Raw genomic sequence first — 23,470 nt, forward strand, 5'->3', positions numbered from 1 at the left:
ACAGGCCAGACGCGTCGATAGGCTCGCTCATGGCGCGGCCTCGGCGGTGATGGTGGGGGAAGCGATGGGCGGGGGGGATGGCGCCGGATACAGATCCGGTCGCAGATCATGACGCGAGACGCCGGTAACGCGCTCGACATCCAGCACGCGCTCAGCGGGAACACCGCGCCGGGAATGGTTGAGCCAATACGAGATCAGCGACTGACCAACACCGAGCGCTTTTCCCAGCGCCTCTTGGCTTCCAATCGCCTCTATCGCGCGAACTAATCCGGGTGCGTGTGCCATGGTCGCATGTGAACATCAGAATTCTGATATCGTCAATCAGAACATTGATGGCGACCGCTTAGTCAGCGTTCGGCACATTGCCGGGATGACGGGGAAAGTTGTCAATAAACCGCTAGGTCAAAGAGTTAAGGCCGCGCGCGAGGGGGCGGGTCTCACGCAGGCGCAGCTCGCCGAATCCACCGGCGTCAAGCAGTCGGCTATTGCTGAGATCGAGGGTGGTCGGGTCCGCCGTCCCAAAGGGCTTCACGAGATCTCGATTATTACGGGCCGTTCGATGGAGTGGCTCCTCGGCAAAGAGGATGAACACATCCCTTCCGAGCACATTCTCGCGGACGGCAACAGAGAGCCAGATCACCCCGTCGATGTAGCTGGCAACACCGCAAGAAGGCGAGAGCGGCGCGAGCTTGGTCCGGGCGAATTGCTAGAATTGGATGTCAACGGGTCGGCCGGCCCCGGCGCCATGGGCGAGACAATCATGGTCGACGGCCGCGAGATTGATAGCGTGCGCGCCACTTGGCGGATGCCGGAAGCGTTCATCCACAACGAATTGCGGTCAACAGAAGCCGATATCGACATCTTAGCGGTCGATGGCGATTCCATGATCCCTACGTTGATGCCGGGGGACAGGGTGCTCATTAATCGGCGCCAGAATTCGCCGGCGACGGATGGGCTCTACGCCATCGGGTCAATGTATGGAGTGCAGATAAAGCGACTGGAACTTGTACCGGGCCGCAATGATCCGCCGAAGCTCCGCGTGATTTCAGACAACCAAGCTCACCGTTCATACGAGGTTACCGTCGAAGAAATCCACATTGTCGGCCGCGTTATCTGTCGCATATCGAGGATGTAATCATGAAATCTATCGCTATTGCTGGCGCGATGGGGATGCTCATGATTTCTCCTACCGCAGCCCAAACGGTTGATTGGGGCGGCTGGTATGTTGGTGGTTTTGGTGGCTATGGTCACGCTCGTGAGAATACCCAAGTCACATCTACCACCGCCTGGGCCAGCCCCATGTTCTTCGATGATGGATCGGGGCCGCAGTACGGGATACCTGATCCGATTACGAAGACAGGAAATTGGACATCTGAATCGGCCTACGGGCCACTTTGGGGCGGTCGCGCAGGATACAACTGGCAATCAACAAATGGCGTTGTGATAGGAATTGAGGCGGCAATCGGAAGTATCGATGCAGCCTATTCAATTCATACCCGCACCGATAATGGCCTTCTCGGCTCATTCTATGATCAAGAATTTACCATCGACTGGACCGCGTCTTTGCGTATCCGCACTGGAATAGCTAACGGTCGCTTTCTTACGTACATAACATCTGGCGTGACATTTGCTGATGTAAATTATCAGTTTGGTCGCGGCGAGTACGGCTTTAATTTCGAACGAATATCTTTTATCGACGCCAACGATTCGTATACGGGAATAGGCTTGTCTATCGGAGCAGGCGTCGAGTACGCGATCGACGATAATTGGTCTATTTCGACTGAGTTAACTTACACGAGATTTATATCAGAGAATACATACTCAGCACTTCGTGATTACTTTGGAACGGGCACGTACAATTATTCAGCAGCTGATACGACGATCAGCTTTCCCGACCTTAGGGTGGGGCTGAACTACCGTTTCTGATGCATATCAAAATTCTGATTGACTGATATCAGATTTCTGATTTAGCGTCCTCCCCCATCGCCACCCGATGGGAGAGACGCTCATGCGCCCCAGCACCTTCTTTCAGCCGCAGATGACCTCGCCGCTTTCGGCCGCCGAGGCTGGCGCCATCTGTGACCGCGCCCGCGAAGAAACCACGGCCCGCCTCGCCCGGTCCTATCCCGAGCGCCTGCAGGCCATGGCCCGCGATGTCGAGCACATCCTCGCCCGCCAGGACAGCGTCACCCCCGACGATCTCGCCACGCTCGGATGGACCTCGGCCGAGATCGTCGAGATGGGCACCGAGGCGGTGAACATCGTCCGCTCCCGCGCCACGCGCTACGCGCACTGATCCGTTTCCCGAGCGAGCCTCCTCCTGGAGCCGCCGACTTGCCGGGGCGCGCGTACCCCACTCCTGCCAGCGCGCGCCCCGGTCCTTCTTCCAGCCCATTCGCCGCAATGGCGTCCGGGAAGGTGGGCGGGGTCGCCGGTGCCTGCAGCGCCTTCGTCATGCGGAGAGAACCGGACGGGAACCGAGAGTGCGACCAGCGGTGACAGCCGGAGAGACGGCGCCTCATTCACTCCACGGGAGAGCCGGCATGCGTGCAAGTCGACCCAAGCTGTCAGGCAATGCCCGCATTGCCATCATCCTTTGGCTGATCGCCCTCGGCACCGCCTTCGCGATCATGCTGGCCGCGACCGCCAAGGCCAGCGCCGCCGTGTTGGCCGTGCGCGAGGCGCCGGAAATCCTGCTGATCCCGCCGACCGGCTACCTGCTCGCCGCGCTCATTCTCGCGTCGGCCTCCATCGTCCTGTCGGTGCTCGCCGTCGTCCTCGCCACCATGTCCGCGCGCGCGCCGCGCCGCGGCTTCTGAGGGGCGCGACGATGGCACGCGATCCTGTCGAGCGCTGGGGCACGGCGAGCAAGCCCAAGGCAGCCAAGGTCACCTCGACCAAGGCGAAGGAGACGACGCAGGCGCTGGCCGAGGAGGCCGTGCCCGAGATCCCCAATGACGAGCCCCTGTCGGATGCCGCCGCCGGCTTTGCCAAGGAGCAGCTCAAATCCTTCATCGAGCGTATCGAACGCCTCGAGGAGGAAAAGAAGACCATTGCCGAGGACATCAAGGATGTCTTCGCCGAGGCGAAGGGCACCGGCTTCGACGTGAAGGCCCTGCGCGCCATCCTGAAGATGCGCAGGGAAGACGCCGACCAGCGCGCCGAGCACGAAGCCATCGTCGATCTCTACATGCAGGCCCTCGGCATGATCCCGTTCGAGCACCTGCCGCTTGGCCAGTCGATGGGAGAGCGGTGATGCTGGCGCAAAGCACGCAGGAACTGCGTCGGCGGGTGCGCGACCGCACCGCAACGCTGGCCGATTTCCAGTCCACCAGCCTATGCGTCAACGGGCTTGAGCTTGATCTTGTCTACGAGGCCGAATCCCTGTTTCGCGACGGTCTGATCGATGAGGCGCATCGCCGCCTCAACCTATGGACGGCGCCCAAGTGGGGCCTCTCCGCCGACTGTCAGGAAGCCTACGTGCGCCACATGGCCGCGCAGCACGCCGCCCAATCCCCCGGAGCCACGTCATGAAGCTCATTGTCGAGCGCACCCATCTGCTCGCCGCCTTGAAGGCGGTCGGCCACCTCGCGGATTCCAAGGCCAAGGTGCTGGTGTTGAGCCATGTCCGGCTGCGCACCGAAGGAAGCCGGCTCTTCATCGCCGCCACGGACAACAATGCCTGGGCGGAAGCCGAGATCCCCGCCGAGGTGGAACGCCCCGGCGAAACCACCATCAATGCCGACACGCTGCAGCGCATGGTGACCAATTTCGCCGAGGGCGCGCAGATCTATATCGACGCCGGCGACACCCTCGCCACCGTCCGCGCCGGCCGCAGCCGCTACCAGCCCCATGTGCTGCCAGCCTCCGATTTCCCCGCCGCCTTCGCGCCGAAGGGCAAGGCGGCGACCTTTACCCTGCTGCCGGAGGAAGTGAAGCGCCTGTTTGCCCTGCCGAAATCCGCAGCGGCCAAGGGCCGGCAGGACCGCGCCTATCTTGAAGGCGTCTATCTCCACACCACGGCAGACGACGCCACCCTTTGGGGTGCGGCTTGTGATGGCTATGTGCTGCTCGCGGCCGACGTGCCGGCGCCGGAGGGCGCCGCAAACCTGCCGAAGCTGCTGGCGGCGGAGGCCGACCGTGCCGGTCGTCCGCGCGGCCTCATGGTGCCGCTGGAATCGGTCGGCCACCTCATCAAGCTCGGCGAAAGCGGGCTGGAGATCCGCGCCGACACCAACATCCTCGCCGCCTCGGCGGGCCTGCCCTCCAGCGCCGTCAAGATCAGCTACGCCACCCGGCTCATCGAGAACCGCTTCCCGGCCTATGAGCAGGCCGTGCCGCCGCTGGAAGGATCTGTGCTCACTGTCGAGGCCGGCGCCTTCAGCGCTGCGGTCAAGCGTCTGGCCGACATGGCCGGCAATGACGAGCGCGCCGTGGCGATCGAATGGGGCGAAGACGGCGACCTCTCGCTCTGGCTCGATGACCACGCGGACGGCATTTACGGCAGCGAGGCGATCGAGATCGAGAAGCGCTCCGGCGTCGGCCGCCTCGGCATCCGCAGCGGCTTCGTCATGAAGGCCGTCGATGCGGTCGGCCGCGGGCATCTGGAAATATGGTTCACCGGCGAGGACAAGCCGGTACGCATCCGCAACGTAGATGATCCGAGCCTCATCGCCGTCGTCTGGCTGCAGGTACTCCGCCGCCGCCCCGAACAGGGCGCCGTCCTCCCGCGCGAGGAAGCGGCATGAGCCTCGATCTCTCTGATGATCTGATGGAGCGGCTGGACGCTTGTGGCAAACGGACGGCCGCAAACGGGCTGGATACAGCGAACATTTTCTTCGAGGCGCGGGATCGCATCGCCCGCATGGAGCGTCGTGAGCAGGAGCTGATCAATGTGCTGGGTCCCTTCGCCGACGTGGCCGGCGAGGGTAACGAGGACTATCCCGACGACACCAAGTGCGTGGCGAAAGTTGGCCACTGCACCTACTACGCATTGACACTCGGCGATTTTCGTCGGGCGTCCTCCGTCGTGTCGACTGATCCGACTGCCCTCGCCGTCGATGCCGGGGCAGCTTCCCCGGGGAGCGAGCCCCTAATATGGCGACCGGCAAGCGAAGCCCCTTGCGGGCGCTGGCTGGTGACGTACCGGGCCGGCGAGAAGGGGTGGACCAGATCGCTCCGTGGCACGGAGCAGGATGGCAGCGCTTCTGATGAATGGTGCGCTCCGGACGGTCGGAGTACCATCACCCATCACAGCTACGCGGCGCCTACGCACTTCCTCGATGTCGAGATCCCCGAGCTTCCGGCGGGCGAGGATGCATGATGGCGAGCGCCACGATACCACCCGCAGTCGCCGCAACCGCTCCCCTGCGTCTCACCGTCGCCGCGAGCATCGCCTTTCCGGATGGCAGTATGTCGGCCTCCGGCCTCCGCCGTGAGGCCGCACAGGGCCGGCTTGCCATCATGCGCATTGCAGGCAAGGATTACACGACCCTCGCCGCGATCGAAGAGATGCTTGAACGATGCCGCGTCCATCCAAAGGCGCCCGCCTCTGGCTCCAGCCAGACGAGCTTAGCGGCGACGGCTCGATCCGGAAGCGCTCAGTCTGGGTTATCCGAGACGGCGCACGAAAGGTCAGCACTGGATGCGCTCCTGGCGATCGTGCGGGAGCCGAACAAGCCCTCGCCCAGTTCATCACCGCGAAGCACCAGGCGCCGCGCCTGCGCGGACGTCACCCCTCTGAGATCCTGATCGCCGACGTACTCACTATCTATGTCACCGATGTCGGGCCGCAGGTTGCGCGGTACTCCGAGCTTAAGCAGCGCGTGGCGCAGCTCGCGGAGTGGTGGCAGCTGCGCAAGCTGATCGATGTCAACGGCCGCTCGTGCCGCGACTATGTCGCGTGGCGCATCAAGCAGCCCGTTAGGTCCGCCAAGCCGGAGAAGACCGGAAACCCTGCACGTCTCGTGTCGCCGGCGGCGGCGCGGCGCGAGCTGGAAGACTTGCGCGCCGCGATCAATCATCACCGCAAAGAGGGGCTGTGCTCCGAGGTGGTGGAGGTCGTGTTGCCGGCGAAGCCCCTGCCGCGCGAGCGCTGGCTCACCCGCTCGGAGGCCGCCCGCCTGCTATGGGCGGCATGGCGCTATCGTGAAATACAGAAGGGCGTGCCGACGGATCGTCGCTCGCGGCGCCACGTCGCCCGCTTCATCCTCGTCGCGCTCTACACCGGCACCCGCTCGGCCGCCATCTGCGGCGCCGCGCTTGCGCCGGAACCTGGCCGCGGCTGGATTGACCTCGACGGCGGTGTGTTCTTCCGCCGCGCCATAGGCGTGCGCGAGACGAACAAGCGCCAGACTCCGGTGCGCCTGCCGACGCGCCTGGTCGCCCATATTCGTCGCTGGCAGGAATCGGGCGCGTCGCGTCATTCGGTCGTGGAGTGGAACGGCGAAGCCGTCACCAGCGTGAAAAAGTCCTTCGGCCGGGCAGTCGCGGACGCCGGGCTCGGGCCGGAGGTAACGCCCCATATCCTTCGGCACACCTGCGCCACATGGCTGATGCAGGCCGGCGTCGATCTATGGGACGCCGCAAGCTTCCTCGGCATGACCGTTCAGCAGCTCGAAGCCACCTACGGCCACCATCATCCCGACTTCCAATCTGCCGCCGCCGAAGCGCTAGGGGGACAGAATGGGGACAGAAACAACGGGAACAAAACGAGACGGCCGGCCTCGAACGTCACGCAGTTAAGCGCCTTTGCGAAGGCTTCCGGCTAGAGCAAAACGTTCGGGACGAGGGGGTCGCAGGTTCAAATCCTGCCACTCCGACCATTCAATTTCCCGAGACTTCCCAAAAACTTCATCGTCGCAGCGCCCACGGCCCCCACCGGGGGCGGCGTGCCGCATGGCAGCTTCCCTTACGTCTGGAAAATGCCGCAAGGCGACACCACATTACGCGGATGCGCTTGCCCCGGTCTTCCGCTTGAACCCATCCCCGTTCCGGCCGCTGCCCCGCGCCCTCGACGATGCCGGCCGGCCGCGCCGCGTCGGGCTCGAACTCGAATTCACCGCGCTTTCCGAACGGCGCGCCGCCGCCGTGCTGGCGCGCTCCTTTGGCGGGGAGGTCGAGGAGGAGGATCCGCACGCCTTCCACCTCGTCGGCTCCGCGCTCGGCAAGCTCAGCGTCGAACTCGACCTGCGCCACGTCCATCCCCATCGCAGGCTGGGGCATCCCGCGCCCTGGCTGCGCCCGCCGGCCTCGACCTGGCTCGGCGCGGCCGCCAGCATGATCGTGCCGCGCGAGCTGGTGACGGAACCGATCGAGCCGGCACGCTTCGGCGAGGTCGACCGCGCCGCCGGGCTGCTGCAGTCGGCAGGCGCGCAGGGAGCGGGCGTGACGGCGTTCGGCTCGCTCGGCCTGCACTTCAACGTCGCGCCGGCTTCCCTCGCGCCAGCGACGATCCTCGCCACGCTGCAGGCCTATCTCGTGCTGGAGGACTGGCTGCGCGCGCAGACGCTGAACAGCCGCGCGCTGCGCTTCTTCGCGCCGCCGGTGTTCCCCGCCGCCTATCGCGACCGCGTGCTGGCGCCGGACTACCGGCCCGACCTGCCGTTGCTGTGCGAGGACTATCTCGCGGCCAATCCCACCCGCCAGCGCGGGCTCGATCTGCTGCCGTTGTTCCTCGACCGCCTCGGCAGCCGAATCGCCGGCCGGATCGTCGACAAGGTGAAGCCGCGCGCCGTGCTGCATTACCGGCTGCCGGTCGCCTATGTCGGCGTTCCCGGCTGGAGCGCGGCGCAGGACTGGAACAACTGGATCGAGGTCGAGCGGCTGGCCGGCGATGCGGAACGGCTCGCCCGCCTCGCCGCACGCCGGCGCGAGGGCAAGCCCGTCGACGCCGCCGACGACTGAAGTCGTCGTCCTCGGCTCAGGCCGCGCTGAAGGTTCCGTCGGGCTGCAGGCGCTCCAGCACGCCGGTGGCGACGGCGAAATAGGCGCCGTGCAGTTCCAGCCGGCCGTCGTCGACGCGCTCCTTGAGCCAGGGGAAGGTCTCGAGATTGCGCAGCGACAGCTTCACGCACTGATGCTCGACGATGCGCCGGCGCTCGATCGGGTCGTCGCTCAGCTGGAGCGCGATGTCGCGCGCCGGCGCGGCGATGCTGATCCAGTCCGGCAGGAAGTCGCGCGCCAGTTCCGGCGTGCCGTCGATCAGCGCACCCGCGCCGCCGCACAAGGCGTGGCCCATCACCACCACCTGCTTGACCTCCAGCACGCGGACGGCGAACTCGATCGCCGCGCTGGTGCCGTGGTGATCATGATCGGGCTGCGTGTAGGGCGGCACCAGATTGGCGACGTTGCGCACCACGAACAATTCACCCGGCCCGGCGTCGAAAATCATGCTGGGATCGACCCGGCTGTCGGAACAGGCGATGACCAGCGTCTGCGGGCGCTGGCCGCGCGCCGCCAGTTTTTCGAACAGCGCCTTGCGGTCCGGCCAGGATGTGGCGCGAAACCGGCGGTAGCCTTCCAGAAGATCGTCCATGCGTTCCCTCTTGGCCGTCACATTCCTCGCCGCGCGCCTTGCTGAATAAACATCGCGGGCGACAGAGGCAATTCCTCCGGGAGCGACCGGGCGGCGCATGGGCCCGCTCCCGCCATCCGGCATGGCTCGACTTGCCGGGAGCCGTGCGATAGGCGGTAATCGCACAGGCCAAGGCGAGGCAGTCAAGATGGCGGACGACATCCCCTTCGACCGGAAGTTCGAGGCGGTCCCCGGCCGGGCGGAAGCGGTGACGCCGCTGGTGCGGCGCGTGCTGGCGCCCAATCCCGGCCCGTTCACCTTCACCGGCACCTGCAGCTACATACTCGGGCGCGGCGAGGTCGCCATTGTCGATCCCGGCCCGGATGACGCGGCCCATGTCGAGGCGCTGCTGGCGGCCGTGCAGGGCGAGCGCGTGACGCATATCCTGCTCACCCACACCCACCGCGACCATAGCGGCGCGCTGGAGGCGCTGAAGGCTCGCACCGGTGCGCCCACCTATGCGCAGGGCCCGCACCGCGCCGCCCGGCCGCTGCATGAGGGCGAGGCCAACACGCTCGACGCCGCCGCCGATCGCGGCTTCTTCCCCGACGTGGCGCTGGCCGACGGCGCGGCGATCGAGGGCGCCGGCTGGCGGCTCGAAGCGCTGGCGACGCCGGGCCATGCCGCCAACCACATGGCCTTCGTGCTGGCGCAGGACGGGCTGATCTTCGTCGGCGACCATGTCATGGCGTGGGCGACCACCGTCGTCGCCCCGCCGGATGGCTCGATGAGCGACTACATGGAGTCGCTGCGCCGGCTACAAGCGCGGCCCGAGCCGCTCTATCTCCCCGGCCATGGCGGGCCGGTGCGCGAGGGGCCGGCCTTCGTCGGGCGCTACATCCGCCACCGCGTGGCGCGCGAGACCGCGATCCTGCGGGCGCTTTCGCGCGGGCCGATGTCGATCCCGGAGATCGTGCGGGCGATCTATATCGGCCTCGATCCCCGGCTCAACGAGGCAGCCGGGCTCTCCACCCTGGCGCATCTGGAGGACCTCGCGGCGCGCGGCGAGGTGCTGACCGAGGGACCGGCCACGCTGGACGGCGTTTTCACGCTGGCCTGACGAGACGGGGCCCGATCAGCGGCGCTGGCGACCCTGCATCTCCGACAATTCGGTGACCAGCTGGTCGATGCGGCGGGCATTGGAGCCGAAATCCCGGTCGCTGTTGCGCGACACCGAGCGCATGTCGACGCGGGTGCCGTCGGCCGTGCGCCGCACCCTGATCACCACATCGTCGCGCAGCGCGAAGGGCAGGCCGCGCGCCACCGCCTCGATGCGCCCCTCGCGCTGGCCGCCGCGCGGGGGCACCGCGTCGACGATCAGCCATTTGTGCCGCGTCACCAGCGACAGCACCGCCTTGTAGATCTCGTCCGGCGGCACGTCGAACTCGATGGGCTTGATGCCGGGATAGGCATCGCGCTGCTCCGCCGCGGCGCTTTCCCCGGCATAGGCGAGGGAATTGGCGTCGCGCGAGCGCACCGCCCCCAGCGTCACGAAGGCGGGCGGGTCCTCGGTGTCGGTGGTCACGTCGTAGAGCACCGGCAGTCCGATGCTCAGCGCCGCCACGGTGGCGGTCGGCATGACCAGCAGCAGCGCCAGCGCCGCCGCGCCGATGACGCGCCCCAGCCCGCGCAAGCCCTCGTTCCAGATCACCACGAAGGCCGCGAGCGCAAGCAGCAGCGAGAACGCCGAAATGCCGACGCCGGCGAGCACGGTGTAGAGCGCACTGCGGAAATCCAGCGTTTCGGTGGCATAGAGCGCGAGGCCGATGAAGCTGACCGGCAGGGCGAACACCGCCGTGCGCAGGCTCCACACCGCGAGCCGCGACATGCGTTCCTCGACATAGAGGCGGCGGCGGATCATGGCGCCCTCACACCGTTGCCAGCAGAAGGTCGGCCAGTTCCTCGACGCTGTCGACCACGATGTCGGCCTCGTCGGCGAAGTCGTCCACCGGGCTCGGCCCGCAGCGCACCAGGATGGCGATAGCCCCGGCGCCGCGCGCGGTGTCGAGGTCATGGCGGGTGTCGCCGACCAGCGCGATCTCATGCGGGGCGAGGCCGGTGAGCCGGCTGAACGCCTGCACCATGCCGGGCGCCGGCTTCGAGCCATAGCCCGAATCATGGCCGTACACGGCGCTCAGCAGGTCGGTGAGGCCGAGCATCTGCGCCTGCAGGCGGGCATTGCCCTCGGCGTCGTTGGTGGCGATGCCGAGCGGCAGGCCGAGCGCATGGAAGCGCTCCAGCGTCGGCGCCGGGCGGCCGATCGGCGTCAGGTAGCGCCGGCCTTCCTCGATGAAGAGCCGGTCCACCTCGCGGAAGAACGCGGCATCGGCGTCGCGGCCCAGCGCCTGCGCCCAGCCGGGGCCGTACTGACGCGAGGAACCGGCGATCAGCGGCGAGGTCTGGAGGAAACGCTGCTCGCCGGGATGGTAGTGGCTGAAGGCATGCAGGGCGGCCAGCCCGGCGCTGTCCGCACCGGCCAGACGGCGCATCACCGCCCCGGCGGCGGGCCCCCAGGTGCGATCGAAATCGACGAGGGTGCCGTCCTTGTCGAACAGAATGGCGCGCGGCGCGTTCACTGTCAGTCGATGTCTCGTCGAAGTGCGGAGAAGGGGCTGATAGCATGGATTCTCGCCGTCTCCCATCCAGTCGCGTGCCCGCCCTCGCGGTGGGCTTCGCCCTCGCTTTGCTTTCCACGCCATTCGCGCACGCCGAGCCGCTGGCGGAAATCGGCTCGTCCTTCGATGAGGCGGGACGGGCGCTGAACCGGCAGATCGGCGACTGGGTCGGCGCGCCCGCCAAACCCCGTGCGGCCACGCGACGCCGCGTCCTGCCGGCCACGGCACCGCTGCCGCCGACCCGCCCGGCGGAGTTCGCGGCCGCGACGCCGGCCGAGACATCTGTGGCAGTTCCTGTGACCGCCGCCGCGCCCTTGCCGCCGCCCGAAGCCCCAGCAGAAGCGGAAGCGGAGGCCGCCGTCCCCGCGCCGCCCTCTGCGCGCGAGGAGATGCGCCTTGCCGCCCGCCCGACCGTGACGCCGGCTGAGAAGCCGGTCGCGGCGCCGGAACCTGCGGCGAAAACCGTGCGCGACGTCCCGCTGCCGCCGGTGCGGCCTTCTGGCGCACCGATGGAACAGGCCGAGGCGCCGCCCGCTGAGAAGCGGGTCGCCGCGCTTCCTCCCGCGGCTGAGGCGGAGAAGGCGCCCACCGAGAAGCCGGGCTCCGCCACCGAGGCCGTACCGACCATCTGCCCGGAGCTCTCCAATGGCGCTATCGGCGTGTTCGAGCCCTCCGTCGTCACCGCCACCGATCCGCTCTGCACGGTCGATCGCGGGGTGACCCTCTCCGCCGTGCGCATGAAGGACGGGCGCCTCGTCACGCTGAGCCCCGCCGCCACGCTTCGCTGTGAAATGGCCGCCTCCGTCGCCGTCTGGCTGCGCGAGAAGGTCGAGCCGGTCGTCGCGACGCTCGGCGCGCCGCTGGACAAGGTCGAGGTGGCCGCCTCGCAGCAGTGCCGCCCGCGCAACCGGGTGGCCGGGGCGAAGATCAGCGAGCATGGACGCGGCAATGCTCTGGATATTGGCGGCTTCGTGCTGAAGGACGGGCGCAGCTTCGTGATCGGCAAGCCCTCCGGCGGCGAACTGGCCATGCCGATCGATTTCCAGGAGAAGCTCAAGCTGAGCGCCTGCGCCGACTTCACAACCATTCTCGGCCCGGGCTCGGACGGCCATCACGAGACGCATCTTCATGTGGATCGGGCCGAGCGGCGCTCGGGCGCCGTGCTGTGCCAATGGACCACGGCACGCATCGAGGCCACGGTGCCGCGGCCCCCGGCCAGGCCGGCGGAGGGCGCGGCCGAGGCCGCCCCAGCCAAGACGCCTGCGGAACCGGCGAATGGTGCGGCCGGCGAGCCGCCACCGGCTACGACGAGTCAATAGCCGCGTTGCTCGACCAAGGGTGCGCTTCCGGCGGAGGCCGGCAGGCACTAGGGTGGTGGAACTCACCTTCCGTGGAGTTCCGGCTCATGCTCACCAATCTGCAGGCTCGCGACGTCGAGACCCTGGTCCACCCCTACACCAACCTTGTCGCCATCCGGGAGACCGGCCCGCTCATCCTGGAACGCGGCCAGGGCGTGTGGGTCCACGACGTCGACGGCAAGCCCTATCTCGAAGGCATGGCCGGCCTGTGGTGCACCGCGCTCGGCTATGGCAACGAGGAACTGGTGGAGGCCGCGGCGGCACAGATGCGCAAGCTGCCCTTCACCCATATCTTCGGCGGCAAGAGCCACGATCCCGCGATCGAACTGGCCGAGAAGCTGAAGGAGATGGCCCCGGTGCCGATCTCCAAGGTGTTCTTCACAAATTCCGGCTCCGAGGCCAACGACACCCAGATGAAGCTCGTCTGGTACATGAACAACGCGCTCGGCCGGCCGAAGAAGAAGAAGATCATCTCGCGCATGCGCGCCTATCACGGCGTGACCATCGCCTCGGCCTCGCTGACCGGCCTTGCCGGCAACCACAATGATTTCGACCTGCCGATCGCCGGCGTGCGGCACACCACCTGCCCGCATCACTACCGGCTGGCGGAAGCCGGCGAGAGCGAGGAGGATTTCGCCACCCGCCTCGCCGCCGACCTCGAGGCACTGATCATCGCCGAGGATCCCGACACCGTGGCGGCCTTCATCGCCGAGCCCGTGCTGGGCGCGGGCGGCGTCATCGTGCCGCCGAAGACCTACTACCCGAAGATCGAGGCCGTGCTGAAGAAGTACGACGTGTTCTTCATCGGCGACGAGGTCATCACCGGCTTCGGCCGCCTCGGCACCGCCTTCGGCTGCCAAGCGCTGGACATGAAGCCGAACTCGATCTCCATCGCCAAGGCGCTTTCCTCCGCCTACCAGCCGATCGGCGGCGTGATGATCCCCGAGGACATGTACCAGGCCATGCTGGAGGAGAGCAGCAAGCTCGGCAGCTTCGGCCATGGCTACACCTATTCGGGCCATCCGGTGGCGGCGGCGGTGGCGCTGAAGACGCTGGAGATCTACGAGCGCGAGAGCGTGTTCGAGCGCGTGCGCGCCAAGATCCCGCAGTTCGACGCCCGGCGCGCGGCGCTGGAGGATCACCCGCTCGTCGGTGAGGCGCGCGGCATGGGTCTGGTCGCCGGCATCGAGATCGTCGCCGACAAGAAGACCAAGCATCAGTTCGACCCGAAGAAGGGCGTGGCCGCCAAATGCGTCGCCTTCGCGCAGGCCGAGGGCCTGATCGTGCGCAACGTGTTCGGCGACGCGGTCACCATCTGCCCGCCGCTGGTGATCTCGCCGGCGGAGATCGACGAATTGTTCGACCGCCTCACCCGCGCGCTCGACAAGACGCTGGACTGGGCGGTGAGCGAGAAGCTGCTGGCGGCGTGAAGCTCGAAGAAGTCGTTATCCCGGCAGAAGCCGACGGAACAACATCATCCCCGGGCTCGGCCCGGGGATCCACGACGTACTCTACTCGTAGATTAGAGACTGATTTACCGATCAGCTTGTCTCAACCTGATCGGATCAGGCTCTAGCCAGCCTCTCGGTAGAGCGGCACGGGCTCGTAGCGCCCCCCGACGACCGTCATCCTTAGGTGCCCGGCGTCAGCCGGGCCTCGAAGGATGCTCGTCCGAGCGCACCGCAACGATCATCCTTCGAGGCTCGCTCCGCTCGCACCTCAGGATGACGGCCGCTTATGGGGCGTCCGCACAAACAAAAAGGGCGCTGCCGAGGCAGCGCCCTTTTTCATGTTCGGTGCGGCGTCGCTCAGAGCACGACGACTTCGGCGCCCTGCGGCACGCGGGTATAGAGGTCGATCACGTCCTCGTTGAGCATGCGGATGCAGCCCGAGGAGATGGCCTGGCCGATATATTCCGGCTGGTTGGTGCCGTGGATGCGGAACAGCGTGTCCTTGTTGCCCTGGTAGAGGTAGAGCGCGCGGGCACCCATCGGGTTGTGCGGGCCGGGACCGACGAAGTTCGGGATGCCGGCGAGACGCTGCTTGATCTCCGGGGTCGGCGTCCAGGTCGGCCATTCGGCCTTGCGGCCGACCTTGGCTTCGCCCTTGAAGGCGAGGCCTTCTTCGCCGACGGTCACGCCGTAGCGGATCGCCTTGCCGTTGTCCTGCACGAGATACAGGTACTTCTTGTCGGTATCGACGACGATCGTGCCCGGCTTCTGCGTGCCGGCATAGTCCACGATCGACCGCAGATACATCTCCGGCGGCAGCACCTTCTGGTACGGCGCGTTGGCAAGCAACTGCTTGTCCCGCGGCGTCAGCGACGCCTCTGGCGCCGCCTGGCGCTCCACACTGGTGCACGCTCCCAAAAGAAGCGCCAACAGGACAGCCCCCGCCCCGCGCACGATCATTTCCCGATGCTCCGAATCGCCTCGACGCGCCTCAGCGCGCGTCATTTCCATATGTCGATTAACCGAACTCCTTTCCGCCTTGAAGGGGCCATGTGTTCGACGCGTGTTTGTCACGCAGAAATGTTGCGCAAAAACATCAGTTCCCTTGGAAGAGGTCGAAAATGCCGGCCAAACACCGTTCCTTACGTCAACGGCCTTATCGACAACCCCGATTCTGCTTATTTTTGACGCAGTCGACGATCATTTCGTTGGCAACCGCTGGGAAAGCGGCCTGTAAAACGGAGGAAGTCATGTCTACCGAGGAAACGCCGGCCCCTGAGGGCCGCCCTAGCGAGCGTTGGGAACGTTCGCAACAAACCGCGCATTGGCGCGACATCGGCATCTCCGCGGTCGCCGCGGCGGCCCGCTACAACTACAGCAAGACCACGGTATCCGATGCCCCCGGCAAGGGCGCGGCGCGGACCGATGACACGGAAGCCAAAATCGTAACGCTTCGCGACGTGGAATATTTCGCGGCCTGATTGCCACCGGTCGCCCGACCGGGACGAGCTCGCCCGCATCCCCCCGAAACCACAGCACGATCCGACCGCCGCCTGCAGGCGCGCAAGCGCGCGCCGGGGCCACCGCCGAATTCGCGCTGGAGGCGTGACACGCGCGCCGGCCCTCCGCATTGTCGGGGGGCCGGCTTGAGTCGGTGCGCGGGCAGAGCCGGGGAGACTGCATGATCAACGCCTACAGCATCCGCAACGGCGCGCTGGCGCGCACGCCGGTCGGCCCCGGGGAATCGATCCCGGCCGATGCGACCTGGATCGACCTGTTCCAGCCGGCCGCCGACGAGGACTGCACGGTCGAGGCCACGCTCGGCATCGCCGTGCCGACGCAGGCGGAGATGGTCGAGATCGAACCGTCCAGCCGGCTACGCATCGAGCACGGCGCGCGCTACATGACCGCCTCGGTGGTCTGCCACAGCGAGACCGAGCAGCCGACCCTCTCCGACGTCACCTTCATCCTGACCAATGGCCGGCTCGCCACCGTCCGCTATGACGAATCGACGCCGTTCCGCATCGTCCTGCCCAAGCTCGACCGCGCCGCGGCCGGCACGCTGCGCGGCGACCGGGTGCTGCTGATCCTGCTCGACACCATCATCGACCGCGCCGCCGACATCATCGAGCGGCTCGGCGGCGACATCGACGCCATCTCGCGGCGCGTGTTCGAGCGCGACGAGGCGGGGGAAACCGGCAGCCAGCGCTTCCGCGTGCTGCTGCGCATGCTCGGGCGGCGCGGCGACCTCGGCTCCAAGGTGCGCGAGAGCCTGGTCTCGATCGGCCGCCTCGTCACCTTCCTCGGCACGGAGAGCGAGGCGCAGCGCTTCGACAAGGAACAGCGCGCCTGGCTCAAGAGCATGCAGCGCGACGTGACCTCGCTGAACGACCACGTTTCCTATCTCGGCAACAAGATCACCTTCCTGCTCGACGCCACGCTCGGCATGGTCTCGATCGAGCAGAACAACATCATCAAGATCTTCGCGGTGCTGTCGGTGGTGCTGATGCCGCCAACGCTGATCGCTTCGGTCTACGGCATGAACTTCCAGCACATGCCGGAGCTGGACGAGACCTGGGGCTACCCGGCCGCGCTCGCCGCCATGCTGGCGGCGGCGGTGGTGCCCTATCTGATCTTCAAGTGGAAGCGCTGGCTGTAGGCGCCCGGAACGCCGTCGGCACCGGGCGTGCCCCGGCCATCCCGTCAGACGTGCTGGCCGCCATTGATGTGGATTTCCGCCCCGTTCAGATAGGACGAGGTGTCGGTGCACAGCACATAGATGATCTTCGCCACCTCGTCGGGCGTGCCGAGGCGCTGCATCGGGATCTGCTCGACGATCTTCTCGGTGCCCGGCGACAGGATCGAGGTGTCGATCTCGCCCGGCGCGATGGCGTTCACGCGCACGCCGACGCGGCCGAAATCGGCCGCCATCTCGCGGGTGAGGCCCGCCAGCGCCGCCTTGGAGGTGGCATAGGCCGCTCCGGCGAAGGGATGCACCCGCGAGCCGGCGATGGAAGTGACGTTCACCACCGCGCCATGGGTGCGCTTGAGCTCCTCCAGGAGGCCGCGCGCCAAAAGGATCGGCGCGAAGAAATTCACCTGGAAGACCTTGTGCCAGGCCTCCTGCGGGGTGTTGAGCGTGCTCAGCCGCGCGCCACCCTCGCCCTTGGGCGAGATGCCGGCATTGTTGACGAGGGCGTGCAGCTCCCCGTCCGGCAGCCGGTTCTTGATCTCCTCCACCGCCCGCATCGTATCGGCGGGATCGGCAAGATCGACCTGGATATGGTCTTCCGGCCCCATCTCCCACGGACAATTCTCCGGGAAGGCGTGGCGCGAGCAGGTGATCACGCGCCATCCCGCGGCGGAGAACCGCTTGACGGTGGCGTGGCCGATCCCGCGCGAGGCGCCGGTGAGCAGCATGGTGCGGCGAGGCTGATTGGAACCCTTGGTCATGGATGCTGTCTTAGCTCGGGGTTGGCGCCATGTCAGGAAATCTGTGAAGCGGGAGGCCGGACGTCAGGGATAAAGCCGCGTCTTGCCCCAGTCGCCCGCCTCCGGCGTGTCGCGCCGGAACACGATGCGATCGTGCAGGCGGAACGGGCGGTCATGCCAGAACTCGATCTGCACCGGCCGGATGCGGTAGCCGGTCCAGTGCGAGGGACGCGGCACCTGGCTGAGCCCGTATTGCGCCGTGACCTTGGCCACCGCCGCCTCCAGCGCGAAGCGGCCCTCCAGCGGGCGCGACTGCTGGCTCGCCCAGGCGCCGATCTGCGACAGGCGCGGGCGGGTGGCGAAATAGGCGTCCGCCTCGGCATCGCTCACCGTCTCGACCGGCCCGCGCACGCGGACCTGCCGGCGCAGCGACTTCCAGTGGAACACCACGGCCGCCTTCGCCACCGCCGCCAGTTCGCGCCCCTTGGCGCTGCCAGTATTGGTGAAGAACACGAAGCCGCGCTCGTCGCGCTGGTTCAGCAGCACCATGCGCACATCCGGCAGCCCGTCGGCATCGACGGTGGCGAGCGCCATGGCGTTGGGATCGTTGGGCTCGCTTGCCTTCGCCTCGGCAAACCATTCCTCGAAAAGGCGAAATGGTTCGGCAGCGGCGGTGAAATCACCGGATGTTAACGCTTCTGAGGCTTCCATAGCGGCATCTTCGACGGCTGGACAAACCGGGGACGGGCCCCGGTTCTCCAGACAGGTTTCCACGGGCGGTACATGACGACAGGGCAGGACAAGGGACAACTCCCGAAGGGGTCGGTCCCCGGACATGCCGACGCTCCATATAAGCGCCTCACGTCCATCCGCACAGTCGGTTCAGTGCTGACCTTCGTCGCGATCGGCGCCGCGACCGGCGGCTGCTCGCTGCCGCCTTCGCTCAGTGCCTCCGGCATCGATCCGGTGACGACCGGCTCGATCGTGCAGCCGGTCGCCTATACCGAGCGTACACCCCCGGCCGGCGTCGCGCCGGACGACTGGGTCGCCGCGCGGCAGGCGCTCGCCACCGCCCTGCGCGACACGCAGGCCGCCCCGAGCGTTCCCTGGTCGAACCCGGCCCGGCAGTCCAGCGGCATGGTGACGCCCATCGGCGAGAGCCGCAGCACGCAGGATGGCACCTGCCGCGATTTCATGGTCACCTTCATCCACGCCAATGACAGCGAGAACGCCGACTGGCTGCAGGGCTCGGCCTGCCGTACCGCGCGCGGCAGCTGGCAGGTCGACGAGGCCCGCCTGCTCGAACGCAGCTGAGGACGGATCGCCGCGGCTTTCGCGCGCCACGCACCGTTGCATCGCGGCAACACCGTGCCTACATGGGCTTTGCCCCGGAACCGCCGGACGAGACGATCATCCATGCGCGATCCCTATGAAATCCTCGGCGTTGCCAAAACCGCCGACCAGGCCGACATCAAGCGGGCTTTCCGCAAGCTCGCCAAGAAACTGCACCCGGACGCCAACAAGGACGATCCGAAGGCGCAGGACCGATTCGCCGAGCTGAACTCCGCCAACGAGCTGCTCTCGGACCCCGAGAAGCGCGGCCAGTTCGACCGCGGCGAAATCGATGCCGAAGGCAAGCCGCGCGGCTTCGAAGGCTATCCCGGCGGCCCCGGCGGCTTTCGGCGCGGCGGCTTCCGCCAGGGCCCGCAGGACGAATCCATCTTCGAGAGCTTCTCCTTCGGGCCGGAAGGGGCGCGCCGCTCCGGCCACGGCCCGCATGACGCCGGCGGCTTCGACGACGTGATCGCCGACATACTCGGCGGTCTGGGCGGACGTGGACGCGCACGCGCCGGCGGCGCCGGTCGCGGCGAGACGCCGCGCGGCGGCGACATCGAGATCAGCGTACCGGTGCCACTGGAGCGCGTGGTCGAGGGCGGCCCGGTGAAGGTGCACCTGCCGAACGGCCGGGCGGTCGAGATCAAGATTCCCGCCCATGTCGCGGAAGGCCACCGCATGCGCCTCAAGGGCCAGGGCGAGCCGAGCCCGTTCGGCGGCGCGCCGGGCGACGCCTATGTCGTCGTCGCGTACAAGCAGCATCCGCTGTTCAAGGTGGACGGCGCGGACCTCAAGGCCGACGTGTCGCTGCCGCTCGCCCAGGCGGTGCTGGGCGGCAAGCTGCGGGTGCCCACGCTGAAGGGCGAGGTCGAGCTCTCCGTGCCGGCCTGGACCAATTCTGGCCGCACCTTCCGCCTGCGCGGCAAGGGGCTACCGAAGGCCGACGGCGCCGCCGGCGACCTGCTCGCGACCGTGCGGATCGTGCTGCCCGAATCGCACGATCCCGAACTCGAGGAGCTGATGCGCCGCCACCTCGAGCCCAAGGGCTGAGGCGGAACGGTCGTCCGGCACCGCGCCGCAGGTTCCCGAGCCCTCGCTTGAGCGGGTCGCTTGAGCGGGTCTTGCCGCTGTGCGATAGGAACCCATAGCCACCGCAAGGTGGAACGAGAGTTTTGGAGCACGGCGTGAACGGCATGGCATCGGGCGGCATCCCATCGGCAGGATTGATGAGCGGCAAGCGCGGCCTGGTGATGGGGGTGGCGAACAACCGCTCCATTGCCTGGGGCATCGCCAAGGCCTGCCATGCACATGGCGCGAAGCTCGCCTTCACCTATCAGGGCGAGCCGCTGCGCAAGCGCGTCGAGCCGCTGGCGGCCGAGCTTGACGCCGCGATCGTCGGCCATTGCGACGTGACCGATCCCGCCACCATCGACGCGGTCTTCGCCGAGACCCAGCGCCAGCTCGGCGGGCTGGATTTCCTCGTCCACGCCATCGCCTTCTCGGACAAGAACGAGCTGGACGGGCGCTATGTCGACACCACGGCGGACAATTTCAGCAAGACCATGCTGATCTCCTGCTACAGCTTCACCGCCGTCGCCCAGCGCGCCGAGAAGCTGATGACGGAAGGCGGCTCCATGCTGACGCTGACCTATTACGGCGCCGAGAAGTGGATGCCGCACTACAACGTCATGGGCGTCGCCAAGGCGGCGCTGGAGGCGAGCGTGCGCTATCTCGCCGCCGACCTCGGCCCGAAGAACATCCGCGTCAACGCCATCTCCGCCGGCCCGATCAAGACGCTGGCCGCCTCCGGCATCGGCGATTTCCGCTACATCCTGAAGTGGAACGAGCTGAACGCGCCGCTGCGCCGCACCGTCACCATCGACGAGGTGGGCGGCACCGGCATGTACCTGTTGTCCGACCTCGGACGCGGCGTGACCGGCGAAATCCATCATGTCGACGCCGGCTATCATGTCGTCGGCATGAAGAACCCCGAAGCGCCCGACCTCACGCTGGAGCGCGACTAGCCGTCCACGCCCACCGGCGCGGAGGCTGACGAGCAGGAGACAGGCAATGATCAAGGCTTCCGGCGGCAAGCGCGGCATGGCGCGGAACACCGCCCGCGCGGCGATGGCGGCAGCGATGCTTCTTCTCGGCAGTGGGGCGGCCATCGTCCCGGCCGAGGCGCAGTCGAGCATCACCGTCCGGCCGCCGCCGGGCTCCGGGCTGCCGAGCTGGGCCACGCCCGGCTCACCGGACCAGGACAGCGGCACCCCGCCGACCTTCCAGCAATACCCGTTCTGGGACCGCATCTTCGGCTCGGGCGGCCTGTTCTTCCCCGGCTACACTTCGCCGGTCTCCAACAGCAACAGCTACCAGCGCCTCGCGCTGCTGACCGGCGGCGGCGCGGGCTCCGTGGTCTTCGCCGCCGGCATGGCCGATACGCTGTGCCAGGCGGCCGACGCGCCGACCATCCGCGTCCTCAGCGCCCCGCCGGGCGTGAAGCTCACCACCGATTACGGCCAGTTCGTCGCCACCGGCAACGACGCCGGCTCGTCCTATTGCCGCGGCCGTGTCGTGCGCGGCACCCGCCTCGTGCTGGCGGGACGCGCCCCGCGCGGCGGCGGCAGCGTGACGCTCCGCGTGATCTGGCCGCGCGTCGGCCGCAATGGCGGCACCAGCTACACGCATACGGTCGCCCTGCCGTCGAAATGAAGAAGCGCCGCATCTTCGTCATCCGGCACGGCGAGACCGACTGGAATCTCGCCGGGCGCCTGCAGGGGCACCACGACATTCCCCTCAACGACCTCGGACGCGAACAGGCGGCGAAGGCCGCGCGCGTGGTCGAGCGGTTGAGCGGTGGCAGTGCGGGGCTGCATTATGTCGCCAGCCCGCTGTCGCGCACGTCGCAGACCATGGCGATCCTGCGCGCCGAGCTCGGCCTGCCGCCGGATGCGTTCCACCGCGACCCGCGCTTCATGGAACTCGCCTTCGGGCGCTGGGAAGGCTTTTCCTGGAAGGAACTGCGCCGGCGCGATCCGAACGCGCTCGCCGCGCGCCGGGCCGACCCGTGGAACTATGTGCCGCCCGGCGGGGAGAGCTACGCCATGCTGTCCGAGCGGGTGATGCCGGCCATCGGCGATCTCAGCGAGGATTCGGTGGTCGTCACCCATGGCGGCGTGGTGCGCGCCATGCTGCACGCGCTCGCCGGCATGCCGCCGCAGCAGGCGGTGGACCTGCCGGTGCGGCAGGGCGCCGTCTATCTCATCGAGGACGGCGCCTTCGAACTCGCCATGGCGTGAAGATCCCCAAAGAGGTGTTGTGATGGGCGCTCAACTGATCCGGGCCGACGAGGCCGCCAATTCCCGCCCCATCTGGTGCGTCACCGCGCAGAACTGGCGCGACGTGGCTTCCGAGCTGCCCGCGCCGGCCCTCGCTTTCGCCGAGGCGAGCGGCTTCAAGGCCGAGGCGGGCTCCCTGCTGGTGCTGCCTTCGGCGGACGGCGCCATCGCCGGGGTGCTGTTCGGCTGCGAGGAGGCCCCGCGCGACCCGCTGTCCTTCGGCAAGCTGGCGACCGCGCTGCCCTCCGGCGACTATCACCTCGCCCGCGCGCCGGCCAATCCACGCCTCGCCGCGCTCGGCTTCCTGCTCGGCGCCTACCGCTTCACCCGCTACCGCAAACGCAACCTCCGCGATCTGCGGCTCGTGGTGCCGGACGGCGTCGACCGCGCGGAGATCGAGCGTACGGCGGAGGCGGTCACGCTCGTCCGCGACCTCGTCAACACGCCGGCCAATGATTTCGGCCCGGCCGAGATCGAGGCGCAGGCGCGGGCCCTCGCCGCGCGCTTCGGCGCCGACATCACCGTGACCACTGGCGACGACCTGCTGGCGGCGAATTTCCCGCTGATACATGCCGTCGGGCGCGCCAGCGCGCGGGCGCCGCGCCTCATCGACCTTTCCTGGGGCGATCCGGACGCGCCCAAGGTGACGCTGGTCGGCAAGGGCGTCGCCTTCGACACCGGCGGGCTCGACATCAAGCCGCCGAGCGGCATGCTGCTGATGAAGAAGGACATGGGCGGGGCGGCGCACGCCATCGGCCTGGCGCAGATGATCATGGCGCGCGGCCTCAAGCTGCGGCTGCGCCTCATCATCCCGGCGGTGGAGAACTCCATCGACGGCACCGCCTTCCGCCCCGGCGACATCTTCCCCTCGCGCAAGGGCCTGTCCGTCGAGATCGGCAATACCGATGCCGAGGGCCGACTCATTCTCGCCGATGCGCTCACCCTCGCCGACGAGGAAGCGCCCGAGCTGCTGATCGACTTCGCCACGCTGACCGGGGCGGCGCGCGTCGCGCTCGGCCCGCAACTGCCGCCGGCCTATACCGACGACGAGACGCTGGCCGCCGACCTCGCGCGCTTTGCCAGCATTGAGGCCGATCCGCTCTGGCGCCTGCCGCTGTGGAAGCCCTATGCCTCCATGCTGGACAGCCCGATCGCCGATCTCAACAACGCGCCCGGCGGCGGCTTTGCCGGCTCCATCACCGCCGCGCTGTTCCTCGAACGCTTCGTCGAGCGGGCGGCGAGCTGGCTGCATCTCGACATCTATGCCTGGAACCCGTCCTCGCGCCCCGGTCGTCCGGAAGGCGGCGAAGCCCAGACCATCCGCGCCATCGATGCCCTGCTGACGGAGCGTTACCGGCATTAATGA

At 67.6% G+C, this 23,470-nt stretch carries 28 protein-coding genes; 21 read left to right on the forward strand and 7 right to left on the reverse strand.

Annotated features, from left to right (window positions below; translation table 11 throughout):
* Nucleotides 1-27: 27 nt before the first annotated feature.
* On the reverse strand, nucleotides 28-285 hold the full coding sequence (locus tag ACO2RV_RS04690) for a transcriptional regulator (protein ID WP_423290326.1): 258 nt from the start codon (nucleotides 283-285) through the stop codon (nucleotides 28-30).
* Between ACO2RV_RS04690 and ACO2RV_RS04695 the strand changes: the two genes are divergently transcribed.
* The 10 genes from ACO2RV_RS04695 to ACO2RV_RS04740 all read left to right on the forward strand — a co-directional run bounded on the left by ACO2RV_RS04695 (nucleotide 284) and on the right by ACO2RV_RS04740 (nucleotide 7,905).
* The gene (locus ACO2RV_RS04695) at nucleotides 284-1,135 is read left to right on the forward strand and encodes an XRE family transcriptional regulator (RefSeq protein ID WP_423290328.1); all 852 of its coding nucleotides are present in this window, start codon (nucleotides 284-286) and stop codon (nucleotides 1,133-1,135) included. The two genes, ACO2RV_RS04690 and ACO2RV_RS04695, sit on opposite strands and share 2 nt — an antisense overlap.
* Before the next feature lie 2 nt (nucleotides 1,136-1,137).
* The gene (locus ACO2RV_RS04700; protein WP_423290330.1) at nucleotides 1,138-1,926 is read left to right on the forward strand and encodes an outer membrane protein; all 789 of its coding nucleotides are present in this window, start codon (nucleotides 1,138-1,140) and stop codon (nucleotides 1,924-1,926) included.
* 82 nt (nucleotides 1,927-2,008) lie between these two features.
* On the forward strand, nucleotides 2,009-2,296 hold the full coding sequence (locus ACO2RV_RS04705; RefSeq protein WP_423290332.1) for a hypothetical protein: 288 nt from the start codon (nucleotides 2,009-2,011) through the stop codon (nucleotides 2,294-2,296).
* Between the two features lie 247 nt (nucleotides 2,297-2,543).
* The gene (locus ACO2RV_RS04710) at nucleotides 2,544-2,819 is read left to right on the forward strand and encodes a hypothetical protein (protein WP_423290334.1); all 276 of its coding nucleotides are present in this window, start codon (nucleotides 2,544-2,546) and stop codon (nucleotides 2,817-2,819) included.
* A gap of 119 nt (nucleotides 2,820-2,938) precedes the next feature.
* Nucleotides 2,939-3,256 carry a DUF2312 domain-containing protein gene (locus ACO2RV_RS04715; protein WP_423291036.1) on the forward strand — a complete coding sequence of 106 codons (318 nt, stop codon included), beginning with the start codon at nucleotides 2,939-2,941 and terminating at the stop codon, nucleotides 3,254-3,256.
* Complete coding sequence (locus tag ACO2RV_RS04720) at nucleotides 3,256-3,534, forward strand: hypothetical protein (RefSeq protein ID WP_423290336.1); 279 nt, start codon at nucleotides 3,256-3,258, stop codon at nucleotides 3,532-3,534. Before ACO2RV_RS04715 ends, ACO2RV_RS04720 begins: the two co-directional genes overlap by 1 nt.
* Nucleotides 3,531-4,748 (forward strand): DNA polymerase III subunit beta, encoded by a 1,218-nt coding sequence (locus ACO2RV_RS04725; RefSeq protein WP_423290338.1) that lies wholly within the window; start codon nucleotides 3,531-3,533, stop codon nucleotides 4,746-4,748. The genes ACO2RV_RS04720 and ACO2RV_RS04725 overlap by 4 nt, the downstream gene beginning before the upstream one ends.
* On the forward strand, nucleotides 4,745-5,323 hold the full coding sequence (locus ACO2RV_RS04730; RefSeq protein ID WP_423290340.1) for a hypothetical protein: 579 nt from the start codon (nucleotides 4,745-4,747) through the stop codon (nucleotides 5,321-5,323). Before ACO2RV_RS04725 ends, ACO2RV_RS04730 begins: the two co-directional genes overlap by 4 nt.
* Nucleotides 5,324-5,522: 199 nt before the next feature.
* Complete coding sequence (locus ACO2RV_RS04735) at nucleotides 5,523-6,770, forward strand: site-specific integrase (RefSeq protein WP_423290342.1); 1,248 nt, start codon at nucleotides 5,523-5,525, stop codon at nucleotides 6,768-6,770.
* 127 nt (nucleotides 6,771-6,897) lie between these two features.
* Nucleotides 6,898-7,905, forward strand: coding sequence for an amidoligase family protein (locus tag ACO2RV_RS04740; protein ID WP_423290344.1), 1,008 nt, complete (start codon nucleotides 6,898-6,900; stop codon nucleotides 7,903-7,905).
* A 16-nt stretch (nucleotides 7,906-7,921) separates the two neighbouring features.
* On the opposite strand, the gene ACO2RV_RS04745 is transcribed toward ACO2RV_RS04740, so the two are convergent.
* Nucleotides 7,922-8,536 (reverse strand): carbonic anhydrase, encoded by a 615-nt coding sequence (locus tag ACO2RV_RS04745; protein WP_423290346.1) that lies wholly within the window; start codon nucleotides 8,534-8,536, stop codon nucleotides 7,922-7,924.
* A gap of 187 nt (nucleotides 8,537-8,723) precedes the next feature.
* Here ACO2RV_RS04745 and ACO2RV_RS04750 point away from each other — a divergent pair, with 187 nt between their 5' ends.
* Nucleotides 8,724-9,635: an MBL fold metallo-hydrolase gene (locus ACO2RV_RS04750; RefSeq protein WP_423290348.1), complete on the forward strand. Its 912-nt coding sequence runs from the start codon at nucleotides 8,724-8,726 to the stop codon at nucleotides 9,633-9,635.
* Between the two features lie 15 nt (nucleotides 9,636-9,650).
* On the opposite strand, the gene ACO2RV_RS04755 is transcribed toward ACO2RV_RS04750, so the two are convergent.
* Both ACO2RV_RS04755 and ACO2RV_RS04760 read right to left on the reverse strand, forming a co-directional pair.
* Nucleotides 9,651-10,436: a DUF1499 domain-containing protein gene (locus ACO2RV_RS04755; RefSeq protein ID WP_423290350.1), complete on the reverse strand. Its 786-nt coding sequence runs from the start codon at nucleotides 10,434-10,436 to the stop codon at nucleotides 9,651-9,653.
* 7 nt (nucleotides 10,437-10,443) lie between these two features.
* Nucleotides 10,444-11,151, reverse strand: coding sequence for an HAD family hydrolase (locus tag ACO2RV_RS04760; protein WP_423290352.1), 708 nt, complete (start codon nucleotides 11,149-11,151; stop codon nucleotides 10,444-10,446).
* Nucleotides 11,152-11,195: 44 nt separating this feature from the next.
* On the opposite strand from ACO2RV_RS04760, the gene ACO2RV_RS04765 reads away from it, so the two are divergent.
* Entirely contained in the window at nucleotides 11,196-12,509 is a 1,314-nt protein-coding gene (locus ACO2RV_RS04765) for an extensin family protein (protein WP_423290354.1), read from the forward strand.
* A gap of 86 nt (nucleotides 12,510-12,595) precedes the next feature.
* A complete protein-coding gene (locus ACO2RV_RS04770) occupies nucleotides 12,596-13,978 on the forward strand; it encodes an aminotransferase (RefSeq protein WP_423290356.1) in 1,383 nt (460 codons plus the stop codon).
* A 378-nt stretch (nucleotides 13,979-14,356) separates the two neighbouring features.
* On the opposite strand, the gene ACO2RV_RS04775 is transcribed toward ACO2RV_RS04770, so the two are convergent.
* Nucleotides 14,357-14,959 (reverse strand): L,D-transpeptidase, encoded by a 603-nt coding sequence (locus tag ACO2RV_RS04775; protein WP_423290358.1) that lies wholly within the window; start codon nucleotides 14,957-14,959, stop codon nucleotides 14,357-14,359.
* A 290-nt stretch (nucleotides 14,960-15,249) separates the two neighbouring features.
* Between ACO2RV_RS04775 and ACO2RV_RS04780 the strand changes: the two genes are divergently transcribed.
* Nucleotides 15,250-15,480: a hypothetical protein gene (locus ACO2RV_RS04780; RefSeq protein ID WP_423290360.1), complete on the forward strand. Its 231-nt coding sequence runs from the start codon at nucleotides 15,250-15,252 to the stop codon at nucleotides 15,478-15,480.
* A gap of 200 nt (nucleotides 15,481-15,680) precedes the next feature.
* Nucleotides 15,681-16,658, forward strand: a complete 978-nt coding sequence (locus ACO2RV_RS04785) for a magnesium transporter CorA family protein (protein ID WP_423290362.1) — start codon at nucleotides 15,681-15,683, stop codon at nucleotides 16,656-16,658.
* Nucleotides 16,659-16,702: 44 nt separating this feature from the next.
* Here ACO2RV_RS04785 and ACO2RV_RS04790 read toward each other — a convergent pair whose 3' ends face one another.
* The gene (locus ACO2RV_RS04790) at nucleotides 16,703-17,452 is read right to left on the reverse strand and encodes an SDR family NAD(P)-dependent oxidoreductase (protein ID WP_423290364.1); all 750 of its coding nucleotides are present in this window, start codon (nucleotides 17,450-17,452) and stop codon (nucleotides 16,703-16,705) included.
* A 63-nt stretch (nucleotides 17,453-17,515) separates the two neighbouring features.
* Complete coding sequence (pdxH, locus tag ACO2RV_RS04795; protein ID WP_423290366.1) at nucleotides 17,516-18,142, reverse strand: pyridoxamine 5'-phosphate oxidase; 627 nt, start codon at nucleotides 18,140-18,142, stop codon at nucleotides 17,516-17,518.
* 174 nt (nucleotides 18,143-18,316) lie between these two features.
* Between pdxH and ACO2RV_RS04800 the strand changes: the two genes are divergently transcribed.
* The 6 genes from ACO2RV_RS04800 (at nucleotide 18,317) to ACO2RV_RS04825 (ending at nucleotide 23,467) form a co-directional block, all read left to right on the forward strand.
* The gene (locus tag ACO2RV_RS04800) at nucleotides 18,317-18,745 is read left to right on the forward strand and encodes an RT0821/Lpp0805 family surface protein (RefSeq protein ID WP_423290368.1); all 429 of its coding nucleotides are present in this window, start codon (nucleotides 18,317-18,319) and stop codon (nucleotides 18,743-18,745) included.
* A gap of 102 nt (nucleotides 18,746-18,847) precedes the next feature.
* Complete coding sequence (locus ACO2RV_RS04805) at nucleotides 18,848-19,816, forward strand: DnaJ C-terminal domain-containing protein (protein ID WP_423290370.1); 969 nt, start codon at nucleotides 18,848-18,850, stop codon at nucleotides 19,814-19,816.
* A gap of 176 nt (nucleotides 19,817-19,992) precedes the next feature.
* Entirely contained in the window at nucleotides 19,993-20,790 is a 798-nt protein-coding gene (fabI, locus tag ACO2RV_RS04810) for an enoyl-ACP reductase FabI (protein WP_423291038.1), read from the forward strand.
* A 46-nt stretch (nucleotides 20,791-20,836) separates the two neighbouring features.
* Nucleotides 20,837-21,478 carry a hypothetical protein gene (locus ACO2RV_RS04815; protein WP_423290372.1) on the forward strand — a complete coding sequence of 214 codons (642 nt, stop codon included), beginning with the start codon at nucleotides 20,837-20,839 and terminating at the stop codon, nucleotides 21,476-21,478.
* Nucleotides 21,475-22,065 carry a histidine phosphatase family protein gene (locus tag ACO2RV_RS04820; RefSeq protein ID WP_423290374.1) on the forward strand — a complete coding sequence of 197 codons (591 nt, stop codon included), beginning with the start codon at nucleotides 21,475-21,477 and terminating at the stop codon, nucleotides 22,063-22,065. The genes ACO2RV_RS04815 and ACO2RV_RS04820 overlap by 4 nt, the downstream gene beginning before the upstream one ends.
* A gap of 22 nt (nucleotides 22,066-22,087) precedes the next feature.
* Nucleotides 22,088-23,467: a leucyl aminopeptidase family protein gene (locus tag ACO2RV_RS04825; RefSeq protein ID WP_423290376.1), complete on the forward strand. Its 1,380-nt coding sequence runs from the start codon at nucleotides 22,088-22,090 to the stop codon at nucleotides 23,465-23,467.
* The last annotated feature ends 3 nt before the right edge of the window (nucleotides 23,468-23,470 follow it).

The sequence above is a fragment of the Ancylobacter sp. VNQ12 genome, from assembly GCF_049445835.1.
Taxonomy (GTDB): Bacteria; Pseudomonadota; Alphaproteobacteria; order Rhizobiales; family Xanthobacteraceae; genus Ancylobacter.